This window comes from Dyadobacter sp. SG02 (assembly GCF_900109045.1).
GTDB lineage: Bacteria > Bacteroidota > Bacteroidia > Cytophagales > Spirosomataceae > Dyadobacter.
This window is the reverse complement of record NZ_FNYL01000019.1, coordinates 16,556-28,768: the sequence shown is the minus strand read 5'-3', so window position 1 is coordinate 28,768 and position 12,213 is coordinate 16,556. Positions and strand designations below refer to the sequence as shown.

Genomic DNA, 12,213 nt, shown 5'->3' with positions numbered 1-12,213 from the left:
GCACGTTTTGCTATTTTACGATTTCCAATAATTCAACCTCAAATACGAGGGCTGAATAAGCCGGTATCTGAGGGCCCGCCGCACGTTCACCGTAAGCCAGCTGATATGGAATAAAAAGCTTCCATTTCGATCCGACAGGCATTAACTGAAGCGCCTCGGTCCATCCTTTGATCACGCCATTGACCGGGAATTCAACCGGCTCGCCTCTGTCGACCGAGCTGTCAAAAACCGTTCCATTGGTCAATGTACCGTGGTAGTGTGTTTTTACTTTATCCGTAGCCGCCGGCTTTGGACCGTCGCCTGTCTTGATAATCTGATATTGCAGGCCGCTTTCGGTAGTTACGACGCCTTGCTTTTTCTTGTTTTCTTCCAAAAACTTCTCGCCTTCCACGCGCACTACCGCACCTTTCTCCTCCATCATTTTGGTGAAATACGTCTGAATAAACATATTCGCTTCATCCGATGAAAAAGCCGTTTTCTCGCCTTTCAAAGCCGCTTTTACGGTCTGTGTAAGCAGGTCGGTATTCAAATCCTTGATTCCTTGTGATGCTATCGAGTTTGCGAAGCTCACTCCGATCGCCGCAGACAAAGAGTCGGCTTGTGTTTTCAATGTTGCAGGAGCTGCCGATGTTTTTGCAGGTGTTGCCGCTGATTTCTTTACAGTTGCAGCGGGTTTCGTTGTTTTCTTGATAGTCTGTGCGTTGCCTTCCGCGATTGCCAATACTCCAAATGCCAGGGCTGCTAAAATGGTTTTTTCTAATTTGTACATTATACTGAAAGACGGTCGAAAAGATTAAAATTTAACAGATAAGTGTTATTAACGATCTCAATTACAACAAAAACACAATCAGTACCTAAAAAAGTTTTAAAAATGTTATTAGAAGCTGATAAACGGTAAATTTGCCTTCGGTGATGCCTTTCTGTCCCGATCCTTGGAAAAATCTAATTTTATATCGCAGGTTTTAGTCAAATCATTCTGTTTTTACCAAAATAAAACTCTACCTTTGCGGCAGTTTTCAGAAAACTTACTACTATACTCTAAATAAGTCAATTATACTATGGTATCTGTTAGACCGGATGAAGTTTCGGCCATCCTGCGCGAACAACTTGCAGGCGCTCGATCAGAAGCAGAACTCGAAGAAGTAGGAACAGTCCTTCAGGTTGGTGACGGTGTTGCCCGCATTTATGGTCTTTCCCAGGTACAGGCAGGTGAGCTGCTTGTTTTCGAGAACGGCCTTAAGGCCCTCGCTCTTAACCTCGAGGAAGACAATGTGGGAGCCGTATTGCTGGGGGATTTCAGTGACATCAAAGAAGGTGCTACTGTAAAACGTACCAAAGAAATCGCTTCCGTGAAAGTAGGTGACGGAATCATCGGCCGCGTAGTAAACACGCTGGCTGAGCCGATCGACGGAAACGGACCTATTACCGGTGAGACTTTCGAGATGCCTATCGAGCGTAAAGCGCCGGGGGTAATCTACCGTCAGCCGGTAACCGAACCGCTTCAAACCGGTATCAAGTCGATCGACGCGATGATCCCCATCGGACGCGGACAGCGCGAGTTGATCATCGGTGACCGTCAGACAGGTAAAACTGCGGTTGCGATCGACACCATCATTAACCAGAAAGAGTTCTACGAAAAGGGAGAACCCGTATTCTGTATCTACGTTGCCTGCGGCCAGAAAGCTTCGACTATCAAGTCGATCGAAGCTACGCTCCGTAAATACGGCGCGATGGATTACACGGTGATCGTAGCAGCGGGTGCTTCAGACCCTTCTCCGATGCAATTCTATGCTCCGTTTACAGGTGCTGCGATTGGTGAATACTTCCGTGACACCGGCCGCCCTGCACTCGTAATCTACGATGACCTTTCAAAACAAGCGGTATCTTACCGCGAAGTGTCCCTGCTACTCCGTCGTCCTCCGGGCCGCGAAGCTTATCCAGGTGACGTATTCTACCTCCACAGCCGCCTTTTGGAACGTGCTGCGAAAATCATCGCGGATGATAACATCGCTGCCAACATGAACGACCTTCCGCCTTCATTGAAAGGTAAAGTAAAAGGTGGTGGTTCATTGACGGCCCTTCCGATCATCGAAACACAGGCTGGTGACGTTTCGGCTTACATTCCAACGAACGTAATTTCGATCACCGACGGTCAGATCTTCCTCGAATCCAACCTGTTCAACTCGGGTATCCGTCCTGCGATCAACGTAGGTATTTCGGTATCGCGTGTGGGTGGTAACGCGCAGATCAAGTCTATGAAGAAAGTTTCGGGTACCCTGAAACTGGATCAGGCACAGTTCCGCGAGCTCGAAGCATTTGCGAAATTCGGTTCCGACCTCGATGCCGCTACCAAGCTGGCGATCGACCGGGGACGCCGCAACCAGGAAGTTTTGAAACAAGCTCAATACGCGCCCGTTCCTGTTGAATTGCAGGTAGCGACCGTTTACGCTTCCACCAAAGGTTTGCTGGATACCGTAGATGTTGCTCGTGTGAAAGAATTCGAAAAAGACTTCACGACCGTATTGGCTGCACAATATAAAGATGCACTCGCTGCTTTGCGTGCCGGAAAACTGGACAACAGCGTAACAGACGTTATCGAGAAAGTAGCTAAAGAAGTTGCTGTAAAATATCGTTAACCGGTAAAAATGCCGGCGCGTAACCCGTTCCGGCATTTTCCTAGTACATATATAATAGGATCACCGGATCGCTTAAAACACCCAGAGAATGGCAAGCTTAAAAGAAGTACGTAACCGTATTGTTTCGGTTAATTCCACACAGCAGATCACCAAAGCCATGAAAATGGTGGCGGCAGCCAAGCTGCGTCGTGCACAGGACAGCATTCTGCAAATGCGCCCTTACGCACAGAAGCTTGGAGAAATGCTTCTGACAGTTTCGTCAGCATCGGAAAGCGCAGCCGACAGCCCGTTGAAAGCCGTTCGCGCGGTGGAAAAGGTGCTGATCATCGTCGTAACTTCCGATCGTGGATTGTGCGGAGCATTCAATACCAATATTATCAAGGCTACAATCCAGCTGATCGAGTCGAAATATGCGGCTCAGGCAGCGAAAGGGAATGTAGAGATTTTTGCCATCGGTAAAAAAGGCGCAGAGTCGCTCGTACGCCGCGGCTATACCGTAAACACTGCCTACACCGATCTTTTCGGCCGTTTGAGCTTTGTAAACGTGAAAAGCGCAGCCGAAGAGATCATGAAAGATTTCTCGGAAGGCCGTTACGACGCGGTGGATATCGTGTACAACGAATTTAAAAATGTGGCTACACAAATCATCCACACCGATCCCTATTTGCCGATCGTAGCTGAAAACAAATCGACCAAGTCTAGAAAGACGGAGGTTAACTATATTTTCGAACCGACCGAAGAAGAAATCCTTGCAGAGTTGATCCCTAAGTCGCTGAAAATCCAGTTGTATCGCGCAGTGCTCGAATCCAATGCATCGGAACAGGGAGCACGTATGACAGCGATGGATAAGGCAACGGAAAACGCCCAGGAACTTCTGAAAGAATTGCGCCTCGTTTACAACCGTACGCGTCAGGCCGCGATCACGAAGGAAATCCTCGAAATCGTAGGTGGTGCCGAGGCATTGAAAAACTAAGGTTACCCCAAACCATATTCCAAACGGCCGGATTGCAACAATCCGGCCGTTTTTTTGTTCTTTTACTAATGCAGTATTGTCATTTAAATTTGATTATAATGGCTGACTTAATTGAAAGAATTACCATAAATCCTGATCTCTGCAATGGAAAGCCGACGATCAGAAACAAAAGGATAACAGTTCAAACCATATTAGAGCATCTTGCAGGCGGCGACGACCGGGAAACTATCCTGTTTCAATTTCCTTCCCTTGAAGACGCGGATATAGACGCGTGCCTGCATTTCGCCGCGCAAATGGCCGGAAGGAATTTTGCCAGCTACCCCACAGCTGCCTGATATGCGCAAATATCTGATCGATGTAAATCTGCCCTATCATTGCTCCTTATGGAACAATCCTGAATTCATTCATCAAAAAGATCTTGACGACGAATGGCTGGATTCACAGATTTGGGATTATGCGCGCAGAAATCACCTGACTATTGTAACCCGCGATGCAGACTTCTCCATTCGCATCAGCACTAGCGAACCTCCTCCCCGGATCATTCATTTCCGGCTAGGTAATGTAAAAGCAGCAGAGCTTTTCGAGGTTTTATATAAGAATTGGCCTAATATTACCGAGTTATGCAATGAATACAAGCTGGTAACAGTGTACCGCGATAGAATTGAAGTCCTGTCTTAAAATCATCAAAACCAACCACACCATATGCAACATTCCAAAAACCTTTTCAAACTACTCGCATTCCTGATCATCACTTGCATCGCAAATGCCGTTAGCGCGCAAACAGTCGATGACATTATAGCCAAACACGTCAAAGCCATGGGCGGTGAGAAGCTGGGCAAGCTGCAAAGCATGAAAATATCGGCTGAAATGGACATTATGAATATGAAAGTCCCTATCACCACGATTATCGTGCAAAACAAAGGTTTCAGGAGCGAGAGTACCGTGCAGGGTATGACGGTCGTGCAGGCGGTGAGCGGCACTACCGGCTGGACGATCAACCCCATGGCCGGCAATACGAAACCTACGGCATTGCCCGAGGATGCGGTAAAATCGCTGGCCAATGAAACCGACCTTACCGGACTCTATAACTATAAAGAAAAAGGCTACAAAGTGACGCTCGACGGGGAAGAAGATCTCGCAGGCGCGAAAGTTTACAAGGTAACCATGGTTTTACCAAGCGGTGTCCGCAGGATCAATTACATTTCAAAAGACACTTTCTATATTCTGAAAATTGTGGCTCAGACATCGATGAACGGACAAGAGATTATGTCAGAAAATGTGCAATCGGATTTTCGTGCAGTAGATGGCATTTATTATCCGTTCGCCTCCGAAGTATCGACCTCCGCAATGCCCGGCACCAAGATGGCACTTAAAATCACAGCGCTGGAAGTCAACCCGAAGATCGATCCCAAAATTTTCGAAATGCCACAATAGAAGCTCCAAATAAAGCTTTTCGAATCCCGGAAAATTTTTCCGGGATTTTTTTTATCCCTTTTGAAACTAAACTTTACAAATAGATGTATATACATTAAATGTTATTACACAGAAAAACAACAAAGACAATGGCTACTACTAAATGGGTAATCGACCCAACACATTCAGAAATCCAGTTCAAAGTGAAACACCTTGTGATTTCCACTGTAACAGGTGCATTCAATAGCTTCGAAGGCGGCGTTGAAACAACTAGTGAAGATTTCGACGGTGCTACCGTCCATTTTTCTGCTGATGTAGAAAGTATAGATACAAAACAAGCTCAACGCGACCAGCACCTGAAATCGGCCGATTTCTTCGACGCTGAGAACCACCCAAAACTGTCGTTCACAGGGAAACTGGCCAAAAAAGGAGATGATAACTACAACCTGACCGGCTCACTGACCGTGAAAGGCGTAACGAAAACCGTTGATTTCGCAGCGGAGTTCGGCGGTAACATGACCGACTTCTACGGCAACAACAAATCAGGTTTCGAGATCAGCGGTAAAATCAACCGCAAGGAATTCGGCCTCGAATGGAGCGCTGTAACCGAAGCAGGTGGTGTGGTTGTCGGTGACGAAGTGAAACTGATCGCGAACGTCCAGGTCGTGAAGCAATAATATTAATAAACCGTTCCTCTTACGAAAGCGTGGATATTTTTATCCGCGCTTTTTTTGTTTCCAGCGCGTTCATTCATAGATTTCAAGCCGCATTGGGTAAAATTCTGAAATACCTGCTTATAAGGGCAAAATGGTATTCTATCGTCCAAGTAGTTATTACTTCCGGCTAAACACGCTTTACATTGATCATTGAAACACGCGCCTATGCCCGTGCGGGGCTACTAGGCAATCCTTCCGACGGCTTTTTCGGTAAAACGATTTCCATATCTGTCAGAAATTTCGGGGCTTCCATTTCGCTTTACGAGTCGCCCGAGCTGCATATCGAGCCCCAGCCGCAGGATTTGAACACCTTCCGCAGCATTTTCCACCTGCGTGATTCGGTGAATATGCTGGGGTACAATGGCGGTATTCCGCTCATTAAGGCCGGTATCAAGAAGTTCGGCGACTATTGCGAGGAAAACAATATCCGCCTTCCCAACAAGAATTTCACTGTCCGGTACCGCTCATCGATCCCACGCCAGGTAGGCATGTCCGGTTCCAGCGCGATTATTGTCGCATTGTTCCGGGCATTAATGCAGTTTTACAAGGTTGAAATACCCCTGGAAATACTGCCGCAGCTGGTAATGGTGACCGAGACCGAAGAGTTGGGCATTACCGCCGGTTTGCAGGACCGCGTGATCCAATGCTACGAAGGCTGTGTGTATATGGATTTTGACAAAACCATGATCCAGACGCAGGGCCACGGGCGCTACGAACGCATTAACCCTGAACTATTGCCAAAACTGTACGTCGCCTACAATACCAACCTTAGCAAGGTCTCGGGCAAGGTGCATAACGACGTGCGCACGCGTTACGACCGCGGCGAGCAGGACGTGATCGATGTCCTCGGCCAGATTGCCCAGAAAGCCGAAGACGGCCGCACGGCATTACTAGAAGGCCGCCCAGACGATCTGCATTCGCTGATGAACGAAAATTTCGACCTCCGCTGCAAGATTTATAACGTGCCCGAATCCAATAAGAAGCTCATCAGCGCAGCGCGCGCCTGCGGGGCTTCCGCCAAATTTGCCGGCTCCGGCGGTACCATTATCGGCATTTACAAGGACGACGATATGCTCAACCAGTTATTCGTGCAGTTGAAAAAGTACAACGCAAGGGTAATCAGGCCGTTTGTGGTGTAGGTCGGCAGTGGTAAGTATTGTCAGGAGTGGTCAGGCGTTGTAAGCGACGGGCATTAATTGTTTTTTATTACTCAACTATATTTAAAAATGGCGGGAAGCGGATGGCTGATCGCCTGTTAAACTTAATCAAAACAATGCCGGTGGTCTTATGCCGCGGCACACAACCAAAACTATGATTCGCAAAGCCGTTATACCTGCTGCCGGGCTTGGGACCCGATTCCTGCCGGCAACCAAATCGATGCCGAAAGAAATGCTCCCGATTATCGACATTCCTACCATTCAATATGTGGTGCAGGAAGCCGTAGACTCGGGTATTGAAGATATTCTGATCATTTCAGGAAAAGGCAAGCGTGCCATCGAAGACCATTTCGACCGTAACGTGGAGCTCGAAAGCCGTCTGGAAGAGAAGGAAGACCTGTTGTGGTTCAATGAAATGCGCCGCCTGGCCGATATGGCCAATGTACATTTCGTACGCCAGAAAGAAGCGAATGGCCTTGGCGATGCGATTTACTATGCACGACACCACGTTGGTAACGAGCCATTTGCGGTTTTGCTGGGAGACACTATTATGGATTCGGTGATCCCGGTAACACAGCAATTGATGGATACCTACGAACAATACGGCGGCTCGGTGATCGCGGTGGAAGAAGTACCTGCCAATAAGGTGAACCGATATGGTATCGTCGGCGGAACCTCGCTGAGCGACTCTATTCTGGAACTCAGCACGCTTGTTGAAAAACCGGCGATCGATAAAGCGCCTTCCAACCTGGCCATCGCCGGACGTTACGTGCTGACGCCTGAAATTTTCAACACCATCGAGCAAACTCCAAAGGGCAAGAACAACGAAATCCAGCTTACCGACTCGCTGTTGCTCCTTTTGAAACGCGAGAATATCTTTGCCCACCATATCGAAGGCAAACGCCACGATATCGGCGATAAGCTGGATTATCTCAAAACAACCGTTGAGTTTGCATTGAAAAGAAAGGAATTTGCTGAACCATTCCGGCAATTCCTGGTTGATATCTTAAATAAATAAGCATTTAAAAAGCCATAACCATGCCTAAACAAGTCATCATCAGCGGAGCCACCGGAAACCTTGGTAAAGATGTTGTCAAAAAACTTACAGCGCTTGGTTATGGCTTGCATATCAATGTCCGCGAAGGCAAAACCGACGCATACGCCGACAATGCGAACGTCTCCAACTACCTCGCCGACCTTGCGAGCGCTGAACAGGCGGAGTTATTCGTCGCAGAAGCCATTACCAATGCCGGTAAAGTAGAAGCTGGAATATTGTTGGCCGGAGGTTTCGCGATGGCCAAACTGACCGACACGAATGACGCCGACATCGAGCAAATGCTGACGATGAATTTCAGAACGGCATTCCACATCGTGAAGCCCTTGATGAAGCATTTCGAAGCAAATGGCGGCGGGCAGTTTATCTTCATAGGCGCGCGCCCCGCGCTCGTCCCTGAGGCGGGTACGGGAAGTTTTGCCTACACACTTGCGAAAACGCTGATCTTCCAAATGGCCGATCTGATTAATGCAGAGGGGAAGTCGAAGAACATTACCGCGACGGTGATTGTACCCAGCATTATCGACACGCCCGACAACCGCGCAGCCATGCCAAACTCCGATTTCAGCAAATGGATCCCCGCCACGGATATGGCCGAAGGTATTGCATTCATATTAAGTGATACAGGAAAAAAATTGCGTCAAACGGTTTTGAAGCTCTACAACGAAGCCTGACAGCAGCCGGGTCCTACGTGACAACCCTTGACCATACCTGACAACCCTTGACCATACCTGACAACCCTTGACCATACCTGACAACCCTTGACCATACCTGACAACCCTTGACCATACCTGACAACTCCTGACCATACCTGACAACTCCTGACCGTACCCAACAACCCTTGACCATACCCGACAACCCTTGACCAAACCCGACAACCCTTGACCAAACCTGACACCCCTTGACCATACCCGACAACCCCTGACCATCAACTTTCCAAAATCGCAATCTTTACCTGCGAAATGGTACTGCGCTGCCTTTTGAGCACGGTAAATTCATAATGCTTCGTTTTAAGCTTCTCGCCTACCGCCGGAATACGCCCGAACTTCCAGATCAGATAACCTGCAAGCGTTTCATAATCGGGGCGTCTTGTAATGTCGTGGGGAAGTTTATCATTTAAATCCGCTATGGACGCCGCACCTTGCGCGGTGTAAGTGTCATCAGCTTCATTCTTTACGATCGGCACCTCATTGTCATATTCGTCCTGAATCTCCCCAACCAGCTCTTCCAGGATATCCTCCATTGTGACGATACCATCCACGCCGCCATACTCGTCGACAATCACCGCCATCTGCTGGCGGTTCAACTGAAACTCTCGCAACAATGCCCCGATAGGTTTCGAACCATGCACCGTAGCGATGGGCCTTATCAAGTCGCGGAGAACGATCTCCTTGCCCTGCCGCATTTTGAGTAAAAGATCTTTCAAATGCAAAACCCCCACTATCTGATCCAGCGTATCTTCATAAACCGGCATTCTGGAATACCCTTCTTCTATTACTTTTTCAAGTTTGGCTTCTGTAAAATCATTCACGTCGATGCCTACGACTTGTGGCCGCGGGATCATGATCTGCCTTGCTACCCTTTCGGAAAAATCGAATGCGTTCTTGATCAAATCGTAATCTGCGGCTTCGATCATTCCACTATCTTTCTGTTGCTGAACCAGATAGCGCAGCTCGTCGCTACTATGCACTTCGCTGCCGTGCGACGGTGTGATGCCTACGCCTTTGAGAATCACATTGGCAATGCCATTTAACAACCACACCACCGGCCTGAATACCAGGAAAAAGCCGTGCAGTGGATAGGACAAAGCCAAGGTCGTCGATTCCGGCCGCTGGATCGCGATCGATTTCGGGGCCAGCTCACCAAATACAATATGCAGAACCGTGATAATGGCAAATGCGGTTGGTAATGCAATATGGTGCGCCAGCTCGGGATCGACCGAAAGCCCCACCAGGTCCATGGCACCAATGATCATTTTCGAAACGACCGGCTCTCCTATCCAACCCAATCCAAGGCTCGCGAGCGTAATCCCGAATTGCGTTGCCGCCAGGTAGCCGTCGAGATTCGAGACAATCTGTTTAGAAAGAATAGCCATCCGGTTCCCTTCCTGGGCTTTCTGTTCGAGCTGCGAGGCGCGGATTTTGACTATTGCAAACTCGGCAGCGACGAAAAAACCATTGAGCAGAACGAGTACAAGGGTAATGATAACCTGTAAAAGCATGGAGGCCGGTGAATCCGTTTTGAAGTGAAAATGCGTTTTAAAGCTGCATTTTAACAAAAAATTGTACCATTGAGAAACCGCGACCGCCATTAATGCATTTCCGGTTACCCGCTACTACCCCGAATTTTCGTAAATTGAATCCCCGATGGAATCCTGATGGAATCCCCGATGGAACCCCTATGAAAAGTGGCCACGCCGATTTACCCCTGCATTACGGGAAAGTGCCCGTCTGGCTCGCGCAACGTATGAGCGCGCTCGGCGGTGCCATTGTGGAGGCAATCGTGATGGAATACGGGCGCGATGCATTGCTCCAAAAAATGAGCGATCCGTTCTGGTTTCAGTCGTTGGGCTGTGTGCTGGGCATGGACTGGCATTCGTCGGGCATTACCACCTCCGTAATGGGCGCATTGAAGCAATCGGTGAACCGGAGATCGTCCGACCTGGGTATTTACATCTGCGGTGGCCGGGGTAAATATTCCAGGCAAACCCCATCGGAACTGCTCGCCATCGCGGATAAAACCGGGCTCGACGGTAACCTCCTTGTTCATCACAGCAAATTGTCTGCAAAAGTCGACAATACTGCCATTCAGGACGGTTTTCAGCTGTACCTGCATTCATTTGTTCTTTCCAAAGAAGGTAACTGGGCCGTCATTCAGCAAGGCATGAACACCGACGACCGACTTGCCCGTCGTTACCACTGGCATTCTCCAAATATCCGGTCGTTCATTGAAGAGCCTCATACATTCATTTATGGGCAAAATCAGGGGAATATCCTCAACCTGACCGCCAAAGCTGCCGCTCCAACCCGCTCCGGTATTCTGGACCTCACCAAAGAAAATCCGGACAAGATCATGCGGGAAGTTTCAAGGCTCGTCATGCCCGACCACCACGACGTCCGTGCGGAAGATGTGAACCTTAAACGGTTGGGCGCGGTACTGGCATTGGCGCACGATAACCCGGTCGATAATATGGAATCGCTGCTTATGCTCGAAGGCGTGGGCCCACGTACGATCCAGTCGCTCACGCTTGTGAGTGAGATTATCCACGGTACGCCCTCGCGTTTCAGCGATCCGGCGCGTTTTTCGTTCGCTCACGGAGGCAAAGACGGCCATCCGTTTCCGGTACCCATTACCGTTTACGACGAATCCATTCTCACCCTCGACCGGGCCATTCAACTTGCCAAAATGGGGGATAAGGACAAATCCGATGCTTTGAAAAACCTGTCCAAGGTCTCCGCCCAACTCGAAAAGGATTTCCAGCCCAATAACCGCTTCAACGACATTGTCCAAAAGGAACGCGACGATTCCTGGAAGTACGAAGGCCGGACTGTGAAAGGTAAAGTGAAGAAACCGAAGGGCTGGGACGGGCAGTTGGAGTTGTTTTGATGGTGGGGAATTGATTCGTAATTTTAGAATAGTCTTTGTAACTGAATATCAAGTACAATAACTGATACCCAAGCTATGATACTCCGTTCCACATCTTCGGTTTTGCCCCGCACTTTGGATGAATTCGTCCAGTGGGAGGCCGTCGATGGATTTAAATATGAATGGAACGACGGCAAAATCATCAGATTCGGGAAAGTGAAGAAAAAACACCTCTTCATCATCAGAAGGCTTCAACAACTATTCTTCGGTACAGCCGCATTCTCCAAAGGCGGCGCGCTGATTATGGAGCAGGATGTGATGTTGAGCGGCATTCAAATGCGCCGGCCCGATCTCGCCTTCTTCTCCGGTAAACAAATTGACGACTCCGCCAACTCGGACGAGGAGCCAGTTCCTGAATTCCTCATCGAAGTAATATCTCCCACTGACGACGCCGAGAAAGTAGAAGAAAAGCTGGCCGAATATTTCGACTCTTCCGTGAAGGTCGTCTGGCATATTTACCCCGACAATGAAGTGGTATACGTTTATACTTCGAGAAAGAATGTCAAAATCTGCACAGAACACGACATTTGCTCGGCACATCCGGTAATGGAAGATTTCGATATTTCGGTGCGGGAACTGTTATCCACCCAGATCCCCAAATAATCATCTTTCCAAGTTA

13 protein-coding genes are annotated in these 12,213 nt (G+C 48.6%); 11 read left to right on the top strand and 2 right to left on the bottom strand.

Annotated features, from left to right (window positions below; genetic code table 11):
* Positions 1 to 10: 10 nt before the first annotated feature.
* Entirely contained in the window at positions 11 to 769 is a 759-nt protein-coding gene (locus BMW93_RS31840) for an FKBP-type peptidyl-prolyl cis-trans isomerase (protein WP_090386298.1), read from the bottom strand.
* Positions 770 to 1,058: 289 nt separating this feature from the next.
* Here BMW93_RS31840 and atpA point away from each other — a divergent pair, with 289 nt between their 5' ends.
* From atpA to BMW93_RS31795, 9 genes are all read left to right on the top strand, one after another.
* A complete protein-coding gene (gene atpA, locus BMW93_RS31835) occupies positions 1,059 to 2,636 on the top strand; it encodes a F0F1 ATP synthase subunit alpha (RefSeq protein WP_090386296.1) in 1,578 nt (525 codons plus the stop codon).
* An 88-nt stretch (positions 2,637 to 2,724) separates the two neighbouring features.
* Positions 2,725 to 3,609 (top strand): ATP synthase F1 subunit gamma, encoded by an 885-nt coding sequence (atpG, locus tag BMW93_RS31830; protein ID WP_090386294.1) that lies wholly within the window; start codon positions 2,725 to 2,727, stop codon positions 3,607 to 3,609.
* 98 nt (positions 3,610 to 3,707) lie between these two features.
* On the top strand, positions 3,708 to 3,944 hold the full coding sequence (locus tag BMW93_RS31825) for a DUF433 domain-containing protein (protein ID WP_090386292.1): 237 nt from the start codon (positions 3,708 to 3,710) through the stop codon (positions 3,942 to 3,944).
* A gap of 1 nt (position 3,945) precedes the next feature.
* Positions 3,946 to 4,287: a DUF5615 family PIN-like protein gene (locus BMW93_RS31820; protein WP_090386290.1), complete on the top strand. Its 342-nt coding sequence runs from the start codon at positions 3,946 to 3,948 to the stop codon at positions 4,285 to 4,287.
* Positions 4,288 to 4,311: 24 nt separating this feature from the next.
* Positions 4,312 to 5,043, top strand: coding sequence for an outer membrane lipoprotein-sorting protein (locus tag BMW93_RS31815; protein WP_090386289.1), 732 nt, complete (start codon positions 4,312 to 4,314; stop codon positions 5,041 to 5,043).
* A gap of 128 nt (positions 5,044 to 5,171) precedes the next feature.
* Positions 5,172 to 5,699, top strand: a complete 528-nt coding sequence (locus tag BMW93_RS31810) for a YceI family protein (protein ID WP_090386287.1) — start codon at positions 5,172 to 5,174, stop codon at positions 5,697 to 5,699.
* A 182-nt stretch (positions 5,700 to 5,881) separates the two neighbouring features.
* Positions 5,882 to 6,877, top strand: coding sequence for a mevalonate kinase (locus tag BMW93_RS31805; protein ID WP_090386285.1), 996 nt, complete (start codon positions 5,882 to 5,884; stop codon positions 6,875 to 6,877).
* Between the two features lie 172 nt (positions 6,878 to 7,049).
* Positions 7,050 to 7,913: a UTP--glucose-1-phosphate uridylyltransferase GalU gene (gene galU, locus BMW93_RS31800; protein WP_090386460.1), complete on the top strand. Its 864-nt coding sequence runs from the start codon at positions 7,050 to 7,052 to the stop codon at positions 7,911 to 7,913.
* Positions 7,914 to 7,933: 20 nt separating this feature from the next.
* Entirely contained in the window at positions 7,934 to 8,623 is a 690-nt protein-coding gene (locus BMW93_RS31795) for an SDR family NAD(P)-dependent oxidoreductase (protein WP_090386283.1), read from the top strand.
* A 254-nt stretch (positions 8,624 to 8,877) separates the two neighbouring features.
* On the opposite strand, the gene BMW93_RS31790 is transcribed toward BMW93_RS31795, so the two are convergent.
* Entirely contained in the window at positions 8,878 to 10,170 is a 1,293-nt protein-coding gene (locus BMW93_RS31790) for a hemolysin family protein (protein WP_090386458.1), read from the bottom strand.
* Between the two features lie 179 nt (positions 10,171 to 10,349).
* Here BMW93_RS31790 and BMW93_RS31785 point away from each other — a divergent pair, with 179 nt between their 5' ends.
* Both BMW93_RS31785 and BMW93_RS31780 read left to right on the top strand, forming a co-directional pair.
* Complete coding sequence (locus BMW93_RS31785) at positions 10,350 to 11,555, top strand: DUF763 domain-containing protein (protein ID WP_090386456.1); 1,206 nt, start codon at positions 10,350 to 10,352, stop codon at positions 11,553 to 11,555.
* Positions 11,556 to 11,630: 75 nt separating this feature from the next.
* Positions 11,631 to 12,197: a Uma2 family endonuclease gene (locus BMW93_RS31780; protein ID WP_090386281.1), complete on the top strand. Its 567-nt coding sequence runs from the start codon at positions 11,631 to 11,633 to the stop codon at positions 12,195 to 12,197.
* Positions 12,198 to 12,213: the final 16 nt, after the last annotated feature.